Origin of the sequence: Celeribacter halophilus (genome assembly GCF_018860305.1) — a bacterium.
Taxonomy (GTDB): Bacteria; Pseudomonadota; Alphaproteobacteria; order Rhodobacterales; family Rhodobacteraceae; genus Celeribacter; species Celeribacter halophilus_A.
Genome location: NZ_JAHKPE010000012.1, coordinates 1 through 23,120 on the forward strand (window position 1 = coordinate 1; position 23,120 = coordinate 23,120).

Here is a 23,120-nt window from a genome sequence, read left to right on the forward strand (position 1 = left end):
CAAAATTTTCTCCGTCAGATTACTCGAACTTCCCTCGGTAACCTCAGCTACCCCGTTCCGTCCGCGCCCTCTGGCGTCCCGTCCGCGCTGTCTGCGCCGCCGGTGAAGGGGGTTCTAAGACTACTCATCAAATCCTGCAAGCGATTCTTTGAAGAAATTTCAAAAAAATCCACGGACATCGATTTCGGGCGCTCTCATTATGCATCCACGGTCAAAACACACGCTTATAGAATAGCGCGCAGGGCTCCTGAATTATTCAGGTTAAGTCTCCTCACGTCTCTCTCCACCTCTACCACAATCTCGCGCAGTTTCAGCGTACGCTCGACAATATCCGCCACAAGACGCAAAAACGGCATGGCATTGGTCCCTGCCGGTGTCATGGGGACCAACTCCAAACGTGTACGAGGACCGGATACACGCTCGGCCTTGATCCCCTTCCAAAGCTCTGGATTATCCTTTGAAGCGAGGTAGAGTGTCGCCTCTGTCCTGACACCGCGCCCCATTCCGGACAACCAGCGCTTGGCAGGCCAAGGCGCCGAATAGGTCAGTTTCCTGTGCGGCATGGCGCGTATCTCCGAGACAAAGCCCCTCGGGTCTTCAAGTCCCATAGCTTTGTCAGCCTGGCGGACCACCCAGTGCCTGTCCGTCTTGCGGCGTGGGATGGCCCCGAGAGGGGCACGCGCCTCACACTCCATCAGCCAGTTCACAGCCCGCAGAGGCACCGCATATTTCTCCGCGATCTCCAGTGAGTTCAGGCCGCTTTTCACGGCCAGAGACAGAATAACCACAAAATTCGGAGCTATGTTTGTGACTTTTGGGGTTTTGTCTTGAGGCTCAGGAGTTACAGGAACAGCCTGACTACCCGGCTTGATCTCTGTGACGGGCAGCTTCTTCAAAACCTTCAGGCGCAAATCCTCCAGAACAACCGATCTCTTTCTTCCCACACTGCGCCGGTTCAAACCCGTCATGCTGGCCGCCTCAGCGGCGGGCCTCTCGTCCCTGACAGCGGCAATATGTAAACCAAGCGCGAGATCCGTCAGGTGAATATAGGTGTCAAATGTCGTCTCCGCCTGCCGGTGCCCCGCAAGCCGCGCGATTTGATGGGTACCATTCAGTGGATCCCGTCCGGAATATTCCTCACGCATCCACCTGATACAGTCGGCATTCCAACCTGTGAGGTTACACACGACCTTGTCGGCTTCAGGCGCCAACAGCGCGAGGGCGATATTCGAGAGTGCCCCGTGACGCAGATCATGCGGACGTAATCCGAGCTGTTCCCCCAAAAGCCGGGCAAAGCCTATCCGGTCAAACCGGGGCGCCTCCAGAAGCGATCTGTCTTCCGAGAGAAACGCCACCCTGTGGTTTGAACTGGTCTGCCGACGATGCGCGACAAACCTTTCCCATGACGACAACTCTTGAGGTCTGAGGAACTGCGCCACCGGCACCTGCCGACGCCCCGCTCCGGTTTTGATATCTCCCTCTGTGGTCGGATGCAGCCGAACCACCCCTTTTCTGCTATAATCAACATCACATATCCGCAGCGCTTCCATATCCGAGAGCCGCAGCCCGCCCCGCGCGGCCAATAGAAACGCAACCCTGTGTGGCCCCTCATCTTTCAACCCCTTCAAAGCCTGCCTGATTTGCGGTCCGGTAATAACAGCACGGCGCGGCGGCCCCTTACGAGACATCTGAGGGAACCGCAGATCGGGCTCCGGCCAATAGAGCCTCGGGTCATAAAAGGTAAAACGAAAGAACTGGCAGAGACACGTCCCCGTCATCTTGTCCTGCAACGCGCCCGGGATTTCCAAGACGGCATAAAGACGGGCTTCGATCTCCTCAACGCTCATGCGTGCCGGATCGGCCTCTCCAAATGCCAGCGAGAGGGTCTTGCCGACTGCGGACTCGTAGCGCTGCAGTGTTGAGACTTTGCAACCCTTCTTCAGTAAGGACGAACACCAGAGCGCACGTGCACGAACAATAGGAGGCGGGGCTTGGGCGATCAGTTCCTCCAACCCCGCGCGCACCGGCGCACGCGTTATCTTATGGGCCCCTTTCCGCCTCGTTGTGAGGATCTGGCGGAGCTCCCTGTTGCTCTCTTCCAAAGAAAGCGCTGCCTCCGCGCTCTTTACCGGCTTTCGACGCCGAAGGGCCGCAGGGACATCCAACACCTCCCCGCACAGGCTTCCCTCCCAGTGTTCCGAAGGCACGGATCCCGCCCTGAATGACCCGCGGGCCGCTTCAAACAGCACAGAGGGTATACCCGCGGCATACTGGTCTTCGAGGGGCGCAAAAGCTGCCTCGGCAAACGCATCGGCCTTGGGAAACTCGGGAAGCACGAGTACCTCCTGTATCCTGCGCAAGAGACGGTCCGGACTTGGGAGCCGCGGCAAGGATACCGGAGACCAACGCGCCAAAAGGCCGAGAGTCACAACATCGGGATAAAACCGCACCTCGGTATGCTGATTGATCTTCAGGTCAATCCAGACATGTTTTCCTAGCAGCTTGTGACGTTTGATTTCCGGCTTGCCGTATGACAGCCCCGCCCACAAAGACATCCAGGCCTCAGATCGCAACAAGCCCCCGCGCATGATAGCGCTCAGAACAATCAGAGCCGCAAGCGCCTCCCCTTTATGCCTTCGACTGCGCAACCGGTCTTCCAATTGCCTGTAGATGGCGCAGGCCCGATGCGCAGCAACAGCCCAGTTTGAGCGGCGCAGAGGCGACTTTGGGGGTGGTGGAGTGTATTTGACAGCCAAGCCGAGACGCAAATCATAGGCCCGCTCAATGGCGCGCAACAGGCTGATAACCCTGTCCCGTGCCTTCTCGGTCTCCCTCACCGTGTCACCCGCCTCTGCGGCCAGCGCCAGTGCCTCGCGCACAAAGCGCTCAGCCACAGAAGGCGTGCGAAGCGCCTCAACACCAACCCGTTCAAGCCGGGCTTTCACATGATCTCTCACATGTTTCATCGGCCCAGCCCCGGCAATTCAACCTCCAGGTCACACCAGATCTGCTCAAGCGCGTGTCGCAACCTGTCCTGATCGGCGATGCTTGAAGCACTGGTCGGGGTTAACGGGTCGAACATATGCCCGCCATGACCCATAAAGCCGTCGATGAGCGGTCCGGGAACATCAAGCTCCACCAGTGCAGAACGGACGTAATGTCTGGCCCAATTGGTTGCCTTTGCGGGGCCCCGCTTCGCCGGAGTTCCCGCCCGCCGCCACAACTCCGGAGCGGATAGCGGGGTCGGCTCCTCCATGAGTGTGCTCCATTTCAAAAACGGGACACCCTGCCCTTCTGCGATGGCCGACAAACTGTCGCGCACATGCGGCAACATAAAGAGGCGATGGGACATATCTGCACAAATCTCGCGCCAATGCAGAATAACGGCATGTGCCGTGGGGCACAGCGGCACCCACCTGTCATCATTGACCAACCGCCCGCCTTTCCCGGTCAGGAGAATTCTCGGGCGATGGTCCCCGACGATACGCGCAAACGGCTCGAATGCCGCCCCGTTTGGCCGGCGCGCCGTCAGGAAGTTCAACACAGCACCAAAGAGGTTCGTCAACCCGGCAAAGGTCTGCACATCGTCCTGATCGGGACCTGCCGTCCTCGCGTCATCCACCAATCCCCGAAAATAGCGCCGTACCTGCTGTCGGGACGGGGATTTGAGCGTACCGACCACAGAAGCCGGACTCGTTACCTCCACCGCAATATCAGTCTCAAACCTGTCCTTCAGCGCCTCTCGCCACGCCGAGGCAAGCCTCTTTGTTTTGACCTTCGTGTAATGCATCTGCACCACATCCCCGACCTTGCGGCCGGTGAGCAGCCCTACAATCGCACGGTCCTTATTCGGCATAGCATCGCGCAACGCCCGGATCAGATGGCTCGGCCCGACAGGGCGCTCGAGATTCTGTTTCTTAAGCCAGGCCCGCACATCCTCATGAGCACTGTGCCGATCAGGAAGCTGTTCGAACAAAGCCGCAAGGTCCTTGGGTGGCTGTAGCGTAAAGACAGTGTCCGGAGCCGTCTTTTCCGTCTGATGCGCGACATCAGGTACAAAAGCGATCCCGCCATTGTTCCACCAGCTTTCCCCAATGCGAGGCCTCCGCCCCAAACCGCTGACCTCCCGTCCGAACAGAAGATAGGCCAGAGCCCATACAGCGCCGATATCCGTGTCCTTCTCCGCCCATGCCGCACGCCAGATCGCACAGGTTTCCAGGTTCGAGAGCGAGGCAAAATCGCCGGTCCATCCGAGTTCGGCCTGTTCCTCTTCAAACAGGTTCAATTGTTGTTCTGCGAGGTAAACATCTCTGCGCTCGGGTGCCACCAGATCGGGAAACCGGTAATACAGAAGCTCACGATCTTCGATCAATTCCTCCGATGGGGCCTCCGCATCTTCCCCGACATGTTCGAAAACAACTTCACGCGCTCCATCATCTTCGATCACAAGATCGGGCGTCCGGTCATCATAAGGCCCGCGTTGTGCATCTTTCCGATAAACCGGACCTTGCGGATAGACCGCATTTGTAATCAGACGGGAAAGCTCGACCACTCTCGCATATTCATCAGCGCCGCGCACATGTAGCGTTTTCTCCAGCCCCCTCAACGCAGCAATCAAGCTCTCAAGATCCGGTCCGAAAGGCGGCAACTCCAGCATAAGGTCGAATGAATAACTCTTACCCACAAGGTGACGCACAGCCCTGAGGCCTTGATCGACACGACTGTACGTATCCGTCTGTTTATACGTCTTACAAAATCGCAGCGCCCCAACCAGAGCCCACCCCCGCAGAATATCCAGATCGGTAACCCGAGGTCGTGACGTGTCGGGGCGCGTCATCAGCATCGCAGCAAGAGGATTTTTGCATATGTACAGGCGTTGCTTCTTAACCTCAGGCCCCCTCTCCGGCAGCAACTCTCTACGGGCGGCCTCCGCCTCTCTGACGCCTTTCGTCGTCGACACCAGATTTAACAACCGCACAGCCTCACCCACGACCTGCCTACGCTGTTCACGGGAAAGGCCTGCCAGAAGGTCCATCATCGAGCTTCCCGCAAGCCGTTATAAAGCGTTTGACGCGAGATCCCTGCAAAACGGGCCGCGCCGTATTTGGTGATGCCCCGAGGACCAATCAGCCGGATCGCCTGCTCTTCAGGCAGCAAGTCGGAGAGTGCTCTATACCAGGCCCGGAAGTCCTGAACCCCGTCAGCACAGGCCGCTTCGGACCAAGCTCTGTCGAGATAGTCATTGGGGAGCTGTCGAAAAACACGAACCTCGGCATGACCGCTCCGGAGCGCCCCAAGCCCTGAAAATCCCGCAAACCAAAGATACTGGCGTCCCGATTTGATTGCATGAACCGGCACGACAGGCCTGCGCCGCGGGACACGCAACCAAAGGCGCAAAGGATCATGAATATCAGGATGCGGAGCCAATAAATCCGCGGAAATCATACGCGTGTTCGAGGACATTGGGGTGGTTTAACTGTCTAAAATTTTGGCTATTAAACTATCAACTTTTGGAACCATCTTGTCACCAAATTTTCTCGCACCAAGTAATATCAATAGGTTAATGGAGAAATTAGCAAACTATTGGATGATTTTCTAATACATCGTCAATTCCGCCCCCCCCTATCGAGGCGGTGCAGCTTTTGCTGTCCGGGCGCGCAGAGACGGCAGTCTTGCCCGAGCCCGCTACCACCATGGCGGAGATGCGCGCGCTGCAAGCCGGTCAAAAGGTCTACCGCGCCATCAACATTCAGGACGAATGGGGCAAGATCACAGGTCTTGGCCCCGTTGTGCCGCAGGCCGGTCTGGCCGTGATGCGTGATTTCGACGAGGCCAATCCAGATTTGGTTGTGGCCATTCAAACCGCCATTGAAACGACACGGCCCAAGGTCATGGCCCAACCGATGGAGGCTGCCCAAGCCGCCCCTGACCCGCTTGGCATGCCCGCGCCGGTGCTGGCGAAATCCATCCCGCATTCCGCCCTGTCTGCAGATCGCGCTGCCAGCCTGCGCCCGCAGTTTCAAGCGATGTATATAGCCGTTGCCGATGTCGAGCCTCGCGCCATTGGCGGCAAGCTGCCCGATGAGGGCTTCTACCGCTTATGACCGATGTTCTTGACAGGCTCGGCGCCACGGGGCGGTTTATATGGGGCGGGTGGTCTGGTCTGGCAGCACTCACGCTTTTTGCCGCTCTTTGGCAAGCTGGCATGAGGCCTATGGCGATTTCATTCTTCCCGCGCCTCTGGTGACCATTTCGGGGGCAATCAACATCCTCAGCAGCCCCAAAAATTGGGCCATTTTTATCGCAACCATGCGACGCGCCCTCATCGGGTTTACGCTCTCGGCCTGTATCGGCGGATTTACCGGTTTGATAGCGGGCTATTCTCCGGCGACCATGCGGTTTGCGCGCGCCCTTCTGACCGTCATCCTTGGCGTGCCGCCGATTGCGTGGCTGGTGCTGGCACTGATCTGGTTCGGCGCAACAGATGGCATGGTGATCATCGCCATCCTTGTGGGCGCCGTACCGCTGGTGTTTGGCGCCTCGCGTCTGCGCCGGTTCTGGAGCGTCAGATTTCGTCAAATTCTTGCCCACCTATTTCCAGCCTTGCTCTTGGGGTTGCCCTCATTGAGCAAGGCCGCCGTAATGATCGAAGTCCTCTCCTTTGTGAGCGGGATTGGCAACGAATTGGCCAAAGCACGTCAATATATGGATGAAACACAGGCACTTGCCTGGATGGCAGGACTAGTCCTCTACGGGAGCGCAATCACTTAGCGCAAACGCACAGACCGGCTTTTGGTCTTTCTGCCCTGGCTTGCGGTTTTTTTCATGGCCGAGACCATGACACGCTATTTCATGATCATCGGCGACAGCTATCTGGCAGGCGAGGCGATGAAATACGGTGGCATCGTCTTTTTAGGTATTTTGGGGCTGGCCCACGCACGGATCACTGTGCCCGTGACCAACCTTGTGCTCGACCCCAGCAAGAAGACATCGCCCTACCGTCCAAATCCGTGGCGCAAGAACCTCGCCTCCGAACTTGTCGCGCTTGTGCTTTTGGGGAAACTCTTTGGTCTCAGCGACACGGTTGTGGCTTGGCTGATGATCGCGGCGGGGGCCGGATTCTTCGACCCTGCTGGCGAAGGGTTCCTCGGACGCGAAGCCCTTCGTGCGGAAATCATCATACTCACCCTACCCTGCCTCCTGTCTGGAGCCGGACTGATCTGGCTCGGCGCAGGGGCAAACGGGTCCCTGTATTGCCCGCAGACGGATGGCATCTGGCACTCATGGGCGGGATCGGGACGGCTGTTTTGGCAGTGCTCTCCATCGCGGGGCTGTTGCATGCCGGATTGACACTTCCGGTTGGGTACGAGGTCTATGTGGCAATCTTTTTTCGTCTGATTTCCGTCTTCTTGCGCATATTACCCGAGTTGGCAGAGATCTCAGCCATAGCGAGCCACGTAAGCGCGTCTATATTCTGGGCTGCGGGGTTCGGTCTTTGACTCTGGCGGTACTACCCCAATTTTGACCGACCCCGACACGCTTGATCAGCATGAAGCCTGCTGAGACGGGCATGGGATATCAAAAGCTTGAACCGGACAAGATGCGCAGGCATCTGATAGAAGATGGCGTAAACCAACGCCGCCCCCAATCACACGGTTACATTTTATAGTTCACGCAAATTCAACGAACTATCGCTCACAACGGAATGAAAAATGTTATTTTGTTCTATTGCTGATGGGTTTTGATTTTCCGCCCTGCCCTCTCCATCCTCGTAGCCAGACAGATCGCAAACAGGTGTGAGACAGATGTTAGAGGGCCAGACGGCAGCGGTCAATGAGGCAGGGGGAAACGAGGTCATAGCCCCCCCCCTACCCTTTCACAAAAAGGCGGCGAAGCCTCGGCCCGCCGCCCCGCCTCTCTCATTCCAGCTCTTTGAAAAAACTCTCCAGAGCGGCTTCCAGTTTGCGCTGGTCAATCGCACTGAAGTCCTGCTCCGAGCGGATTTCCAGCCGACCATTCTGCACCGCGCAGCGCACTGTCCCCGCGGGGACAGCCATGCGGAAAGTCGTTTTCACCTTCGCGGGGGTTGCGCTTTTGGATGTCGGCGCCGGCTTAGCCGCCAGCACCGCGCGCAGCACATCAAGCTCGGCCTCGGCGCTCGTCGGCATGGCGGCGGCCAGCCTTGCCTTGATCCGCGATGCAGCCCCCTCCTCTTTCGAGATCTGCTTTTCAAGCTCAAGCCCCAGCGCGCGCGGGATGGCTTCCGGAAACTTCAGCGCTGAACCGATACCTTCCAGAACCGTGGCAAAACGCCGGATATAGCTGCGCTTCTGGCGACCGGCCGAGGCATAAAGCATCGCCACCGCCTCCTCCACCGTGGCACATTCCGTCTTCGGATCGGCCGCATAGGCCCGCGCAAGTTCGGCCATTTCCGCAAAAGAAATGTCACGGCGGACAAGGTTTTCATCGACCATCCGGCGATACAGCCCCTCAAGCGTCTCACCCGCCGCCATCAACCCCGCCGGAATCCGCGCATATTTCTCGTCGCCCGTTTCAGCGTAAAGCTCACGGAACGCGGCCAGACGACGAAAGCCCTGCACCAACTCGTAAGTGTCACCGATCACCTCGACCTGAATCGAGTTCGACAGACCAATGTCACGGATCGACGCCTTGAGTTCATCCAGATCAGGGTCGCGCTGTGCACTGCGATCGCGGGAGAGTTTCTCCGTCTGCACAGCATCAATCGGGATCAGATCAACGATCAATCCCTCTTTCTTCATCCGCACAAACTCATGGGCGAGCCGGTCATTCTCCGCCCTGATCTGCGCTTCGGCCGCTTGCCGCTCCCGCAGCGCCGTGGCGTTTTCCTGAACTGCGCTAGCCATCGGCCCCCGACGCGCCTCCTCTGTCCCCGCGGGGACAGATGGCTCAGGGACGGCCTCAACCTCATCCGGAAAGTCGATATCAAAGACCCGACGCTTTTTCATGCCTCATCCTCCAGCTTCTCCCACGCCGTGAGCATATGCTCCCGAAACTCTTCATAAGCACGATCAAAAGACGACCGCGCCCGTCGCCACGTCTCGCGGGTCATGTCGCGGTAATCCGTCTCGTAGATTGACGACAGGAAACGTCCGGATTGCTCCACAGCGCGCGTCATCTCAATCGGGTTCTCGGTCATCCTGTCCCCGAAAACCTTATAAAAGGCTTCACGCATCGCACGGTGCAAATCATTGCCCGCCTCATAGCGCGTGATGAGGAAGCGGATGTCCTGAAACATCTTCGGCAAACCGCTTGTCCCCGCGGGGACAACCCCGTTGAAAGCAGAAAGATCTTCAAGCGCCTCAGCAAGCTGACCGATGAAAGACGTGGTGGAATCGTATTCCCAATAGCCCGGACCCGAGGGGATATAGAGCACATCCGCCGCAAACACCGCATTCATCGACTGATAGCCGATGGCAGGCGGACAGTCGAAGATGATCATGTCATAGGCATCCGCAGGCAGCGTATCGAGATAACGGCTCACCGCCGCAAAGAAAGACCATTCGGGATTGAGGTGCCGATACTGGGCCGAGGCAAATTCCACAAACGCCGCATTGGCGCAGGACGGCACAATATCAATCGTCGGCCAGTTCGTCGGCTTGATGAAATCCGTCACCCGCAGATTGTCCAAACCCATGTCGGTGATCTGGGACGGGATGCGGCGCTGGGGCAGGGCCGTGCCACTTTCCGCGCCACGCGAAACCGCATTCATCCGCTCCGTCTCATGGATCAGATCGCGGGCCATGATGCCCCAGACCGTGTATTCCTCCGCCACATCCGTGAGCCCCATAGAATGGGACAGCGTCGCCTGCGGATCGAAATCGACACAGAGCACGCGATACCCGTCAAGAGCCGCCGCATGGGCAAAATGCAGCGCCACGGTGGACTTGCCTGCGCCGCCTTTGAAGTTCGCCACAGCGGCGCGGATCGCCCGTTTGCCCTGAGGCCGTTTGGGCATAAGAGACTTGCGGCTCACCTTGAGGCGCCGCCGGATCTCGTTGATCTCTTCCAGAGAATACCAGCGTTGACGCCCGTCCGCCTCGACATGGCCTTGCGGCAGGCTTGGATCCGACGCCAGCCGCCCCCGCAGGGTCGACTGGTTGACTTTGAAGATCAGCTCGGCGACCTCCCAGCTTGAAAACCGCCGCAGAGACTTTTCCCGCTCGGGGGAATAGGTCTGTTTGCGGATGTAGCTCTGCATCTTGAGCGACTGGGCCTGCAATCGCGACAAGTCCTCGTGAGTGAACATTGTGCCTCCTGTCCCCGCGGGGACGTAAATTTTCTTATTCTTCTTATTTACGCGGAATCCGGAAAAATACAAAACGAAAAAACGTAAATGCGTGATTTTCCGCAAAAAGCGTTCTATACTCTGCCAGATCGGGAAACGCCTTGAAAACAAAGGGTGTTGAGAGGCTCGCCGATTCACCTCCGCAGGTCCGAAAGCGGCAATGATATCGACCAAATCACCCTATATTAGGGGACAGTTTTGGTAGGCCTACGACATATTGGGGGACAAAACCCCTCCGATTAGGGGACACGCAGGATGTCCCCCTATACCAGAAATACCTTTCTTTTCATTTTTTGATGTAATTTGAAAGATATACGGATCGTTCTCGCGCTTGACAGAATCGAAGAACTCATCGCTAATCAGGGAAAGATGAGGAAAAACGCCGAGAAAGCGCTGTTCGGAGAAAGCAGCCGCCTGGAACAAACCTCACCGAGCGAATTGAGGCAAACGCCGTAAAGGCGACAGAGCAGAACTCTCTGCAAGGAAAGCGATCTATGCTGTCCAGAAAACCGGTAGGCCAGCAGGCTTCCGTTATCAAATATGATGTGCTCACCGCAGTGGGGACATTTGCATTGAGCCAGCCGAAAGGGAAACAGGTTCTATGCCTGCGCTTGATGACGCTGATTACGGCGCGGTATAACTGGGCGCGCAACGAGCTTGCCGTCGGGCAACGGGAAATCGCGCGCATGTGGAATGTCGACGAGCGCACCGTCAAACGCGAGATGGCAAAGCTTCGAGCGATGTCATGGCTCATCGTCAAGCGACAGGGCGCGCGGGGCAGGGTAACGCAATATGCGCTGGCGCTGGAACAGATCCTCAAAGACACACAGCCGGTTTGGGCCGCAGTCGGACCAGACTTTGAGCAACGGCTGATAGGGCAGGGGGCCCAACCCGAAAACACCAGCGCCAAGGTTGTGCCGCTACATAACGCACAAAGGTCCAGCCTCGCACCGGAGGTGGATGGTTCGAGTGAATGGGGTCTTGCGCGCAGCCTGATCCACGCCGAAGATCCCGCCCGTTTTGCGACGTGGATCGCAACACTGACACGGCAGGAAAGGCGCGGACGGCGACTGTATCTCACCGCCCCGAGCCGGTTTCACGCGCATTACGTTGCCACCCACCTGAATGCGCTCTGCCTGTCTGCCGTGCGGCAGGTTGATCCCGACATTGACGCCGTGATCGTTACGGGGCCAACCTAACAACAGTGGCGACGACATCACCTCGCGCTGGAACCCCAAACGCAACGCACGCCGCAGTCGGAATGCGTTTACCTTTCCGGCCTAGAGTTCACAGCTGTGAACCATCACAGGACCATCGCGCGCCGGTCCGCAAAAAACGTAAAACAAGGCCATCAAAAAACAAGATAGACAGCATAAGAAACTATCGGTTTTTGAAGATTTGCCATTGCTCCACACTGATTAAAAATCAAGGAGCCGCCAATGAAGCTGTCATTTTTCACCATGCCGATCCACCCGCTCGGGAAACCCTATGCGCAGAGTTTCGCAGAGGACCGAGAAGCATTTCTACTCGCGGACAAGCTGGGATTTGCAGAGGCATATTGCGGCGAGCACACCACAGATAAAGCCGAGATCATCACCTCCTGCGTCGCCTTTCTGGCCAGCCTCGCCTATGAGACAAAGAACATCCGGCTAGGCACAGGGACGGTGAACCTGCCCAACTCGCATCCCGCCCGCGTTGCCGCCGAAGTTGCCATGCTTGATCACATGCTGGAGGGCCGCTTGAATTTCGGTATATCTCCGGGTGGCCTCATGTCGGACGCCGAGATTTTCGGATCCATGGATAAAGACCGCAACGCCATGTTCCTTGAGTGTATCAACATGGTGCTTGAAATCTGGGCTGGCGAAGCACCCTATAATCTCAAAGGCGAATTCTGGGGCATCTCTACCGAACGCACCATGATGCCGGAAATCGGGCAAGGTGAAATCATCAAGCCGTTTCAGGCTCCGCACCCTCCCATTGTCGGCACTGCCGTTGCGCCATTTTCAAAAGGTGTCACCGCAATGGCCGCGCGCGGGTGGCAGCCGATCTCCGCCAACTTCCTGATGCCGAAATGGGCCGCGACCCATTGGCCGAACTATGTCGAAGGCTGCAAACAGGGCGGCTACACACCGGACTACGCCGACTGGCGCGTGGCCAAGAACATCTGCGTTTCAGAAGACATGGACACCGCCCGCTCTTATGCCCGCGATCCGGGTAGTCCCTATGTGCTTTACTACTCCCAGCTACTAACCAAACTGCGGGAGGGCGGGCGCCTGAACCTGTTCAAGGATGACCAGAGCATGCCCGACGATGACGTGACGCTGGACTATGTGCTGGACCGTCTCGTGATCCACGGCGACCCGCAATCTGTGGCGGATCAGATTTTGGCGCTCCGTGAACAGACAGGGCGGTTCGATCACCTCGTTTATGCAGGACACGACTGGACCGATTACGATTTGGGCCGCAACTCGATGATCCTGATGGGAGAAAAGGTCATGCCTATTCTCGACGAGGCCACCAAATCCGAGACGCCTTATTCCGCAAGCTGACGACCCGATTGTGCGCGACCTCTTGAGGGTGGCGCACAGCACGTCGATGAAAGGACATCCCATGACCACCGCGACACAGCTTTCCACATCCCACACCGAGATTGACCCCAAAGCGTTCCGCCGCGCCCTCGGGAATTTCGCAACAGGGGTGACAATCATCACAGCCCGCGCGCCGGACGGCACCCATGTCGGCGTCACGGCCAGCAGCTTCAATTCCCTGTCGATGGACCCGCCGCTGATTTTGTGGAGCAGCATGAAAGACACGCCGAGTTGCAAACTGTTCGAAGCGTCGAGCCATTTTGCGGTGAACATTCTGGCCTCGGACCAGATGGAGATGTCCAACCATTTTGCCCGCCAGCAAAAGGACAAGTTTGACGGCACCGCATGGGAGCCGGGTCTTGGCGGCGCGCCTTTGTTCCCGAACACGGCCGGACGCTTCCAATGCGAGAGTTATGACAAACTCGACGGGGGAGATCACTGGATTTTCGTGGGCAAGGTCGTGGCCTTTGATGACTATGGTCGCCCGCCACTGTGCTTTCACCAAGGGTCATACTCAATGGTTTTCAGCCACCCCGAAAGCTTTGCGAACACAACGCAAGACAGCCAGCCCGTGCCGGAAGACAGCCGCTCGGGCAACCACATCTTTTTCCAGATGCTCAAGGCCGTGCGCAACTATCAAGACCGCTATCAGCCCAAGCTGGAAGGGCTGGGCCTGAGCGTGATCGAGGCGCGGACACTGTTGCTGCTCAATGACATTGCGGCGCTGGATGCCGAGGCGCTCGTGCTGGAATTGCATTGCCCGATCATCGAGGCACGCGCCGCGCTCACCAATCTCAAGGATCGCGGATTGCTGTCGGAAAATGAAGGTCAGTTTTCCCTTACCGAGCAAGGGCGCAACAAGGCCGAACAATGCTGGTCACTGGCGGACGCCCACGCAAAAGAAACTTTTAAGGGCTTCGATGATGCGGAGGTGAAGCAATTCTCCGCCATGCTGAAAGCCCTGTCTCAATGACCCAAACCTTAAGGTTATTGCGGAAAAACTGATAACAACATACTGAAAACAATAGAATACCCCCGCAAACCACAGGGTCTGCGGGGGTAATTCGGTCATCAGCCCTTCAGCGCGGCAATCGCGTGGCTGACTTCGCGCACGCGGGCGGCGTTATCGGTGGCAAGGCTGCCGTCGGCGTTCCATAGCGAATTTTCGAAACCAACACGGGCCTTGCCGCCAAGCTCTGCTGCGCGGGTAAGGCTGGCGGTCTCGTCAGCCCCGAAGGCACAGATCATCCAGTCGTAACTCAGCCCCTCCGCCTGCGTCAGCGGAGCGAGATAATCCTCAAGCGGGATCGCGCCCTCGGACCCTTTCGCGTAGCTGCCCTGCACGAACAGCACAAGCTGATGCGCGCCGGGAATACGCCCGTCTTCACAGGCCGCCACAAAGCTGCGGACCTCATCGGGGGAATAGAGAATGTGCTGGATCTCCACACCATGATCCGCCGCCCAATGATAGAAATCACGCGCCGCATCCCAATCCTCGGGCTTGCGCACCATTTCACGCATCCCGACAGACACATGCGCCGGTTTCAAAACCCGCACCATCTCCTGTTGTTCCTGCGCCTCATAAAACCCCGCAGTCTCCGAGGTGACTTGAAGATACATATCCGGCACAGTCTCAGCCAAAACATCAAGCACCGCCTGATACCGTCCGGCGTCGAGGATATGGCGCTGTGCCGCATCACGAATGTGAAAATGTATCCCGTCAGCACCGGCGTCGAAACAGGCCTTCGCGGTGGCGATCAACTCTGCGTCGGTGACAGGGATCATCGGATGGTCGGCTTTCACGCGCCGTGCGCCATTGGGGGCAACCATCAAACGGGGGAGGGGAGTCATTGGCGTTCTCCTGCAAATGCAATGCGGACCGTTGCGCGAACTGTCGGATCGGGTGCCGCAAACGGCAAGCACGCAATCCTATCCCTTCGCCACACGGCCTTTCAACGCGAAAATTAGCAGAGCTTTAGCCTTCACAAATAAGAATAAAAATGCCTAATTGCTATTAGGAAAACGGATGGCACAATGAAGCTTCAACAACTGAAATATTTCGCGGCAGTCTATGAGCAGGGCTCGTTCTCGGCGGCGGCGGAGCGGGTGAACGCCACGCAATCGGGTCTGTCGATGCATGTCAGCCAGATGGAAAAGCGCTATGATGTGCAACTGTTTCACCGCAGTTCATCCGGCGTCACCCCCACAGAAGCCGGTCGGGCCTTTTATCAGGAAGCGGTCAAGGTTCTCGCCGCTTCGGATCACGCACAAGAGCGGCTCAAAACCCTAGCGAAATCCGTGGTGGGCCATGTGCATGTCGGGCTGATGCCGACCTTCACGCGCGCGGTTTTGTCAGAGGCCTTGCTGCGGTTTTCCGATGAATATCCGGAGGTGCGGCTCTCTGTGTCCGAAGGCTACTCGGCCAGCCTCGCCAAAGAGGTGATTGAGGGGCGGCTGGATTTTGCTGTTGTACCTGCGTCCTTTGCGATCAATGAGGCGCTATCCTCGAAACCTCTGGGCGAAGACCGCGAATGTCTGGTCTGTGCGGCGGGCCGCGAGATCCCCATTCGCGGGGAGGGCGTCCTGCTACGCGAGATGGAACCTTTGCGACTGGTGCTTCCCGGACGCGGCAACGCGCGGCGCAACCTGATCGACAGTTATCTTGCGCTCAATGATGTGAAAGTGGCCCGAATCCTCGAACTCGACACGATGCATGGCACGTTGAACCTTGTGGCCAAATCGGACTGGGTCACGATCCTGCCGGGGATTTTGTGTCTGCCGGATCGGGATGGCGCCCGCCGCACGGTTGCGCCTCTGGTCGATCCGCCGCTGACGGTGGATTACATGCGGATCGAGACCCGAAAACGTGCGCTCAGTCCGGTGGCACAGCTCTTTGCCGATGTGTTGCAGGAGGAATTGAATTCCGCCTTGGAAATCAATCCCGCGTCGCATTTGCCGGATGATGAACGGTGGGTGAGGGGATAGCGCCCAATGCCCGCGCCATCAGCTTTCCTGATGCGAGGCTTGACCACATATTGTTTCTCCTCATAGCACCTGCCCTCGTAGATTTGAGGACAGGCGACACTGGTCGTTGAATTGTAAACAGGATCACCGCCGCAGCGCTTTGGCCCCGATCTACCGCTCGCAAGATATTCAGACCCGAATTGGGCTGGATTAGAGTCTTTTTGAGCAGGAAAAGAGGGCAGAGCCGTGGCATGTGACCAAAGCCCGTGCCTTGCGCGGCAAGTCTGGAAAGCTGACTACGCATGACATCTGCCCTCCTTCACTCCATCGTTTCCGGTCGTCAGGATGCCCCTGTTCTACTGCTGCTCAACAGCCTCGGTGCCACACAGGCGATGTGGGACCCGCAAATGCCGTTTCTGGAAAGCCATTACCGCGTGATCCGCTGCGACACCCGTGGTCACGGCCAAAGCCCGACACCGCCATTGCCCTATGGTTTCGATGATATTGTCGCGGATGTGCTGGCGGTTCTCGACGCGCATGAGGTCGAAACGGCGACGGTTATGGGCCTGTCTCTGGGCGGGATGACGGCGCTGGGGCTGGGATTGGCCGCACCGGAGCGGATCAGCCAAATCATCTGCTGCGCCGCCCGCGCCGATGCGCCGCCGCCCTTTGTCCAGAACTGGCACAACCGCATGGCGATTTTGGATGACAAAGGGATTGAAGGGGTCTGGGAAGCCACTGTGGGCATGTGGCTGAGCGACGAGACGCGCAGCACACGGCCCGAAGCGGAAGCAGCCCTACGCGAGGGCTTTTTGCAGACCACCGCCGAGGGGTATCGCGGCTGCGCCCATGCGTTGATGGGGCTAGATTACCTGCGCCATCTCGGTGAAATGCGCGTGCCGGTGCTGTTCGTAGCGGGCGAGAACGACATGGCCGCACCGCCGGACGCGATGCGCGCCATTGCCCAGACCTGTCCCGAGGCAAAATATGTCGAGGTCAAGGATGCCAAACACATCATCAACATCGACAATCCGGAGGGCTTTATGCTCGCGATCTTGAGTTTTCTCGATCTCGACGCATAGGCCGAACATCACCACAGGAAATCACCACAGAAAAAAGGGCGCGGTTTGACTGCGCCCTTTTGCTTTGTTCAGCTTGGTTGAAACCCGCTGTCGCAGTCAGACATCCGCCAGATCGACCGCCTGACCCGTTTCCGCAGAACGCGCGATGGCTTCAAGCACCTGAATGTTGTGAACCATCTCCTCATTGGTGAAAGGGTAGGGGGCCTCTCCTTTAGCGGCGCGTGCGAAAGCTTCGAGATTGGCGGTCACCGCATCTTCCCAGTTGTAGTCTTTTTGAGAAACCGGCGCGCCGCTGATGCCCGTGAGCACGCGCACGATGCCGTCCGGTGTGTCGGGATGGCTGTCGTTAAGAATTTCGACCCATTTCTCCGTGCCGAAAACATGCATCCGGATGAAATGCGGCGTGTGTAGCACAGCGCTAAAGGTTGCGGTCATGCCTGCTTCGAATTTCATCTGGACCGTCACCACATCACCGGTTTCCCAACCGAGCGAACGGTCCGCCGTAAAGGCGTGCAGCGTCTTGATCGGGCCGAAGAACGAGATCAACAGATCGCTGAGGTGGATCCCCATCGCCGTCATCCCCGCCGCAGGCGACACATCCTTGCGTGTGCGCCAGTCATTGGCGGGCACTCCGATGAGCTTGTCGTGGCTGAACGCGGCTTCGGCATGCATGATCGTGCCAAGTTCTTCGGCCTCAAGAGCTGCTTTCAGCGCCAGCATCGCCGGTTCAAAGCGGCGTTCATGACCGATGCCCAATTGCACCCCAGCGACTTCGCATGCTTTCACGGAACGGCGGGCGCTGTCGGCGGTCAGACCCAGAGGTTTCTCGCAAAACACATGCTTTCCGGCGGCTGTAACCTGCGCAATCTGCGCCTCATGCAGCGGGTTCGGCGTGGTCAGGATCACCGCATCCACATCGGTGCGGGCCAGAGGCGCGTCAAAATCCGACCATGCGCTCAGCCCCATCGCGGTGATGCCGTCATGATTGGCGGTGACAGGTTCGATCACCCCCGCGACTTTCAGCCAGGGATGGTCTTGCAAACGGGCCGCAATATGACGGCCCCACCATCCGAAACCCGCGATGGCGACAGTGAAGGGTTGAGTGGTTCCGGACATGCGTATCTCTCCCGTAAGTCATTGTTTTTATTTTATACTCAAAGGCTCTATCACACGCGGTTAACACGCGGGTGTGCACATTCGAGGACATATTCTCACACGATAACGGGGGAGTTCGGCACGGCTCAAACAATGTAATCTGATGTGCCCTGTCAAACTATCTTATACCTGTCTATAGAGATGGTGCATCTCGTGGAAACGCCTGAAACCACGGGCAAAAACCGTAAAAATACCGTCCTGCATTAAACAGAAATTTAAGATTTCTTAACTATCAGGATTTCTGAAGGCTGCTAGGCAAAAACACCATTTCCTGTCTTCGGGCATTGGCGGCATTCTGAACAGACACAGCCGAACACCTGGGGAGGAGAACGGCAATTATGCACCAAATTTCAGTTGAAACCACAAAACCGAATGGTGCGCCGCGCTTTTCCCCGTCCACAATGCAATCTGTCCGAAAGGCCGAGACACGCAATGATCGCAATATATTCCATAGGGGCAAAGGATGTTGATAGAGCTTTTCGACATTGTCGGGCCGATTATGGCGATCACGGCGATTGGCTATCTTCTGGGCCGATCTTCGGTGGAATTCCAAACCCGCACCCTGAGCAACGCCGTGTTGCTGGTCGCAACGCCCTGTCTGATCTTCAGCAGTTTGACGGCGCTGCATGTGACCTTCGACACGCTGCGCGAAATGGCGAGCGCGGCGCTACTTTGTATCGGGGTGGCTGGCGCTTTGGGCCTTTTGGCCCTCACCCTCACACAATCACCTGTGCGCAGCTATCTTCCGACACTCATGATGCCGAATTCAGGCAATATGGGCATTCCGCTGGTCGTTCTGACTTTCGGAGACAGCGCATTGGCGCTCGCGGTGGCCTATTTCTTCGTCGTCGCTATCGTTCAGAACACCTTGGGGCTTGCGATTTATTCGGGAAGTTTCTCGGCCAAATCCCTGCTCAAGCAACCGCTGATCTATTCCGTGCTTGCGGTGCTTTTCGTTACATGGACGGGGCTGCCCGTGCCCGCCGTTGTTTCCAGCACAACCGAAATTCTCGGGGGCATGATGGTGCCGTCGATGCTTTTGCTGCTCGGCGCCTCGCTGGCCACGCTTCAGGTGGCCGATCTGCGTCCGGCGTTGATCGTCGCGGTCGGGCGTTTGTCCATCGGGCTGATCACAGCGACCATTGTCATCAGCCTGCTCGGGCTGAGCGGGACCGTGGCGGGGATCGTCTTTCTTATGGCAACCATGCCCACCGCCGTATTAATGTTCGTTTTCGCGGATCGCTATCAGCGCAACGCAAAACAGGTCGCCGGTACGGTCGTCGTATCGACGGTTATGACGCTTGTCTGTCTGCCGCTTCTGGTCTGGGGAGGACTGAAAATCGCGGCAAACGGGGATGAGATCGCGCAACTTCGGCACATGCCGCAGGTTGTTGATACCCGCCCCGCCACAAAGGGATAGGCAAACACACACTCCCTGAACCGACGTGAGCCGGTCAGGTGAAGAATAAAACGCCACAGCAAAGTGGCAAAGGAGAGGTGCCGCGACGGAGGGGATGCAACATCCCCGGAAACTGTCGAGGCGCAAGGGAGGAAATATGAAGACCACGCACAACCGGAGTGTATCCGGAATTTCGTTCTGTATCAAACACATGCGGACCGCCGAAACACAGCGCAGCACGCATTCTGCCTGTGTCGCGGACCACTAGGGGAGGGCCGAGATGTTTCGCAAACTTTCCCCGACCCCCGAAGTTCTGACCCTTGGCGCGTTACTGACCTGTTCTGTCATGTCGCTGATCTTCATCAACAGTCTGGTGGCCAAACCCAAAGCACTCTTCGGTCAATCGCTTTCGGCCATCTCGCCATCCGCCTTTCCGATGATCGTGCTGACCCTGCTTGCGCTGATGTGCATCGCCGCCCTCTTTCTCTTGCGCACCGATCTGGCGGAAACGCCGACCAAAGGGCTTTATCGCGATGAATGGATCCGCGCGGGAATCTTTTTCGGAATCATGATCCTCTACAGCCTGACGATGCAGAGTTTTGGGTTTCTGATCTCGACTGCCATCAGCCTGATCCTGATTTCGCTCCAAATGGGGGCGCGTTCGCCGATCCAGATCGGACTTGTGTCTCTGGTCGGTCCTGTCTCCCTTTATCTCTCGGCGACACGATTGCTCGCTGTGTCCTTGCCGGAACTCAACGTGATCGAACTGTTTTTCGCAAAACTGTTCTGATCGCCACGCCTGAACCAGACCCTCAGAATGTCCAACTCAAGAGGCCAAAATGTTTGACCTATTCACCGAAGGCTTTGCTATGGCAATGCGCTTCGACACCATGGCCCTTATGTGTGTCGGCCTGTTTTCCGGCATGCTTGTAGGTTCCTTGCCGGGGTTTACCACCCTCATGGCCATGGCGATCCTTTTGCCGATCTCGTTTTTTCTCGAACCGATCGTGGGGATTCCCTTTCTGCTGGGCATATACAAGGGCGGTATCTTCGGCGGCTCCGTGCCGGCGATCCTGATTTCCATGCCCGGAACCGGTGCGGCGGTGGCAACATCGCGCGACGGCTACAAGCTGACACAGCAGGGGAAATCCAGAAAAGCCCTTGATATGGCGCTGTTTTCTTCGGTCACGGGGGACACGTTCAGCGATATTTTCACCATCTTCATGATGTTCCCCATCGCCTATATGGTGATGCAGTTCGGGCCGCCGGAACTCTTTGCCGTGCTGCTTTTGAGCCTGATTATCATTGCCGCCACCTCCGGTGCCAACCCGCTCAAGAGCCTGATCATGATGATGTTGGGTCTATGGCTGTCCTTTGTTGGCACCGATCCACTTGCCGGTGCGGAACGCTTTACCTTTGGTCTGTTTGATCTGCGTTCCGGAATTCCGCTTTTGCCCATGCTGATCGGTGTGTTCGCCCTGCCCGAGGTGGCAAATGTCATCATGCGTCAGGAAAAGGGTCGCAAACTGGCGGCTCTGGTCGGGGAACGTCTGACCCGCGCCGAGTTCCGGCGTTGTATGCCGACGATTGCCCGTTCCACGGTGATCGGCACGGGGATCGGCATTGTGCCGGGTCTTGGCCAGATCGTCGCCGCGATGATGGGGTATACGGCAGCAAAAAATGCCTCGAAACATCCCGAAACCTTCGGCGAGGGAGAAATCGAAGGGGTCGCCGCCGCCGAAGCCGCCAACAATGCGGTGAACGGGCCGACGATGGTGCCGCTTCTGACGCTGGGGATTCCGGGCGACAACGTGACCGCTATCCTTCTGGGCGCTTTCGTGGCCCAAGGTCTACGCCCCGGTCCGCAACTGTTTGAAGAACAGGGGGCAACCGTCTTTGCCATTCTGATCGCAATGGTCATTGCAAACCTGCTGTTCCTTTTGATCGGCTATCTGTCGATCCCGTTCTTCTCGAAAATCGTGACGATCAAGACCTCGATCCTGATCCCGCTAGTGATCATGTTCGCCTTTGCGGGCACTTATGTATACCGCTCCGATCCGACCGATCTTCTGATCCTCGTGGCCTTCGGGGCCTTCGGGATCGTCGCCAAAGCCGCACGGTTCGATGTCATGCCGATGGTGATGGGCTTTATCCTGGGGCCATCAATGGAATACGCCTTCGGACAGACCGCCGCGATGGCAAATGGCAATGCGCTTGTCTTCTTTGCCACCGAAAGACTGGGCGCGCTCTGTGTCCTGATTGCTGCACCCGTCCTTGGATATTTCCTCTGGAAACGGCTCTACGGAACTTCGGCACTGAGCAAAACAATACAACAAAAACAATAAAATATCACAGATGAGCTGCGAGGAGGCACCTCATCACCAAAAGATCAACAAGGGAGAGAGACATGTTGACGAAACTGACCAAGAAAACCATGGCCGCGATGGCGGTTGCCGCCGCCGCCCTCACGGGCACAGTGGCACCTGCCGCTGCGGACTATCCCGAAAAACCCATCACAATGGTGATCCCGTTTAGCGCGGGCGGATCGCATGATCTGAACGGGCGTGTCATCACCTCTATCCTGCCGTCCTATCTGAATCAGGCCGTGATTGTGCGTCTGACACCGGGGGCAGGGGCCCAAAAAGGGGCGCAGGAAGTCGCGAATGCACCGGCGGATGGTTATACGCTTCTTTTCACACACAACTATGCCGACCAGCTTCAGCAATATGTAGACAAGCTGCCCTATGATCCGCTTGAGGATTTCGTGACCGTTGCGCGTGTGAACTACGCCCCAGCGGCCGTCGCGGTGCAAGCCGACAGCACCTATCAAACCTTCGAGGATCTGGTCGAGGCGTCCAAGGCCAATCCGGGCAAAATTCGAATGGCTCATTCCGGTAACTGGGGCGCGTTCTTTGTTCCGGCGGCGCAGATGATGACCGCCTTGGATATGCAGTGGAATCTCGTGCCCTACCAAGGGGGCGGCCCCGCTTTGCAGGCTTTGCTCAGTGGGGATGCCGATGTGACGATGGGTTTCCCCTCATCGCTTGCAAGCCATGTCGAAGCCGGCACCGTGCGGATTCTGGCAACCGCGGGTGAAGAGCGGATGTTCGACGACGTCCCGACCTTTGCCGAAGTTGGCGTTGAAGGTGACATCGGCTTTATGCACCGCGTCGTTCTCGCACCGGCAGACACGCCCGAGAATGCGCTGGCCCTTTTGCGCGATGCCTTCTCCAAACTGGCGGAAGACCAGACCTTTGCCAATATGATGGGACGCCTTGGCGAGAACATCGAGGTTCTTGGCGCCGAAGAATATGACGCGATGCGGGCCGGACAAAGCAAGGCCTATAAAGAGCTCGTGGAGAAACTGACCTCGCAATAAGGTCACACCACAGATCAAAGCACATATTCCAAAGACCCGACGCCGCGAGCAATCGCGGCGTTTTTTTGTTTTCAAACAAGGCGGTTCAAGGATTTGCACGGGTTACAAATGTGCAGAAAAAAAGCGCGGCTTCAGCAGATCGCATAGCCTCTATCAGCAAAGCTTGTTTGCTGGCAATTCCGGTAATTCGTAAAAATGATCAACCCCTTATAAAGGATTGGAGCAT

Annotated in this window: 19 protein-coding genes and 1 pseudogene; 13 read left to right on the plus strand and 7 right to left on the minus strand. The window is 57.4% G+C overall.

The genetic code is table 11. The features are described 5' to 3' along the window. Positions 1 to 224: 224 nt before the first annotated feature. The 3 genes from KO492_RS01265 to KO492_RS01275 form a co-directional block, all read right to left on the minus strand. A complete protein-coding gene (locus tag KO492_RS01265; RefSeq protein ID WP_216043312.1) occupies positions 225 to 2,795 on the minus strand; it encodes a tyrosine-type recombinase/integrase in 2,571 nt (856 codons plus the stop codon). A 167-nt stretch (positions 2,796 to 2,962) separates the two neighbouring features. Further along, positions 2,963 to 4,696 (minus strand): hypothetical protein, encoded by a 1,734-nt coding sequence (locus tag KO492_RS01270; RefSeq protein ID WP_216043313.1) that lies wholly within the window; start codon positions 4,694 to 4,696, stop codon positions 2,963 to 2,965. Positions 4,697 to 5,034: 338 nt separating this feature from the next. Next, positions 5,035 to 5,358, minus strand: a complete 324-nt coding sequence (locus KO492_RS01275; RefSeq protein WP_216043314.1) for a hypothetical protein — start codon at positions 5,356 to 5,358, stop codon at positions 5,035 to 5,037. Positions 5,359 to 5,672: 314 nt separating this feature from the next. On the opposite strand from KO492_RS01275, the gene KO492_RS01280 reads away from it, so the two are divergent. From KO492_RS01280 to KO492_RS18840, 4 genes and pseudogenes are all read left to right on the plus strand, one after another. After that, positions 5,673 to 6,104 carry a hypothetical protein gene (locus tag KO492_RS01280; RefSeq protein ID WP_216043315.1) on the plus strand — a complete coding sequence of 144 codons (432 nt, stop codon included), beginning with the start codon at positions 5,673 to 5,675 and terminating at the stop codon, positions 6,102 to 6,104. A gap of 40 nt (positions 6,105 to 6,144) precedes the next feature. Beyond that, on the plus strand, positions 6,145 to 6,771 hold the full coding sequence (locus tag KO492_RS01285; RefSeq protein WP_216043316.1) for an ABC transporter permease: 627 nt from the start codon (positions 6,145 to 6,147) through the stop codon (positions 6,769 to 6,771). Positions 6,772 to 6,786: 15 nt separating this feature from the next. Further along, a pseudogene (locus tag KO492_RS01290) lies at positions 6,787 to 7,350 on the plus strand (NnrS family protein); the annotation flags it as partial. Continuing rightward, entirely contained in the window at positions 7,284 to 7,499 is a 216-nt protein-coding gene (locus KO492_RS18840; RefSeq protein WP_216043318.1) for a hypothetical protein, read from the plus strand. The pseudogene KO492_RS01290 and the gene KO492_RS18840, both read left to right, overlap by 67 nt. Positions 7,500 to 7,919: 420 nt before the next feature. On the opposite strand, the gene KO492_RS01300 is transcribed toward KO492_RS18840, so the two are convergent. Both KO492_RS01300 and KO492_RS01305 read right to left on the minus strand, forming a co-directional pair. Then, positions 7,920 to 8,987, minus strand: coding sequence for a ParB/RepB/Spo0J family partition protein (locus tag KO492_RS01300; protein WP_216043319.1), 1,068 nt, complete (start codon positions 8,985 to 8,987; stop codon positions 7,920 to 7,922). Next, positions 8,984 to 10,288 carry an AAA family ATPase gene (locus tag KO492_RS01305; protein WP_216043320.1) on the minus strand — a complete coding sequence of 435 codons (1,305 nt, stop codon included), beginning with the start codon at positions 10,286 to 10,288 and terminating at the stop codon, positions 8,984 to 8,986. The genes KO492_RS01300 and KO492_RS01305 overlap by 4 nt, the downstream gene beginning before the upstream one ends. Before the next feature lie 533 nt (positions 10,289 to 10,821). Here KO492_RS01305 and KO492_RS01310 point away from each other — a divergent pair. The 3 genes from KO492_RS01310 to KO492_RS01320 all read left to right on the plus strand — a co-directional run bounded on the left by KO492_RS01310 (position 10,822) and on the right by KO492_RS01320 (position 13,888). Beyond that, positions 10,822 to 11,526, plus strand: a complete 705-nt coding sequence (locus KO492_RS01310; RefSeq protein WP_216043321.1) for a hypothetical protein — start codon at positions 10,822 to 10,824, stop codon at positions 11,524 to 11,526. A gap of 240 nt (positions 11,527 to 11,766) precedes the next feature. Next, complete coding sequence (locus KO492_RS01315; protein WP_216043322.1) at positions 11,767 to 12,876, plus strand: LLM class flavin-dependent oxidoreductase; 1,110 nt, start codon at positions 11,767 to 11,769, stop codon at positions 12,874 to 12,876. A 61-nt stretch (positions 12,877 to 12,937) separates the two neighbouring features. Beyond that, on the plus strand, positions 12,938 to 13,888 hold the full coding sequence (locus KO492_RS01320) for a p-hydroxyphenylacetate 3-hydroxylase reductase component (RefSeq protein ID WP_216043323.1): 951 nt from the start codon (positions 12,938 to 12,940) through the stop codon (positions 13,886 to 13,888). 98 nt (positions 13,889 to 13,986) lie between these two features. Here the strand turns inward: KO492_RS01320 and KO492_RS01325 are convergent, their stop codons facing one another. Next, positions 13,987 to 14,766: a 3-keto-5-aminohexanoate cleavage protein gene (locus KO492_RS01325; protein ID WP_216043324.1), complete on the minus strand. Its 780-nt coding sequence runs from the start codon at positions 14,764 to 14,766 to the stop codon at positions 13,987 to 13,989. A 183-nt stretch (positions 14,767 to 14,949) separates the two neighbouring features. On the opposite strand from KO492_RS01325, the gene KO492_RS01330 reads away from it, so the two are divergent. Continuing rightward, positions 14,950 to 15,900, plus strand: a complete 951-nt coding sequence (locus tag KO492_RS01330; RefSeq protein ID WP_066598754.1) for a LysR family transcriptional regulator — start codon at positions 14,950 to 14,952, stop codon at positions 15,898 to 15,900. A gap of 281 nt (positions 15,901 to 16,181) precedes the next feature. Next, positions 16,182 to 16,961, plus strand: coding sequence for an alpha/beta fold hydrolase (locus KO492_RS01335; protein WP_216043325.1), 780 nt, complete (start codon positions 16,182 to 16,184; stop codon positions 16,959 to 16,961). A 96-nt stretch (positions 16,962 to 17,057) separates the two neighbouring features. Here KO492_RS01335 and KO492_RS01340 read toward each other — a convergent pair whose 3' ends face one another. Further along, entirely contained in the window at positions 17,058 to 18,077 is a 1,020-nt protein-coding gene (locus KO492_RS01340) for a Gfo/Idh/MocA family protein (RefSeq protein WP_216043326.1), read from the minus strand. 502 nt (positions 18,078 to 18,579) lie between these two features. Between KO492_RS01340 and KO492_RS01345 the strand changes: the two genes are divergently transcribed. The 4 genes from KO492_RS01345 to KO492_RS01360 all read left to right on the plus strand — a co-directional run bounded on the left by KO492_RS01345 (position 18,580) and on the right by KO492_RS01360 (position 22,894). Next, entirely contained in the window at positions 18,580 to 19,536 is a 957-nt protein-coding gene (locus KO492_RS01345; protein ID WP_216043327.1) for an AEC family transporter, read from the plus strand. A 259-nt stretch (positions 19,537 to 19,795) separates the two neighbouring features. Further along, complete coding sequence (locus tag KO492_RS01350) at positions 19,796 to 20,305, plus strand: tripartite tricarboxylate transporter TctB family protein (RefSeq protein WP_216043328.1); 510 nt, start codon at positions 19,796 to 19,798, stop codon at positions 20,303 to 20,305. Positions 20,306 to 20,354: 49 nt separating this feature from the next. Further along, entirely contained in the window at positions 20,355 to 21,860 is a 1,506-nt protein-coding gene (locus tag KO492_RS01355; protein WP_066598745.1) for a tripartite tricarboxylate transporter permease, read from the plus strand. Between the two features lie 62 nt (positions 21,861 to 21,922). After that, entirely contained in the window at positions 21,923 to 22,894 is a 972-nt protein-coding gene (locus KO492_RS01360) for a Bug family tripartite tricarboxylate transporter substrate binding protein (protein WP_216043329.1), read from the plus strand. Positions 22,895 to 23,120 lie beyond the last annotated feature (226 nt).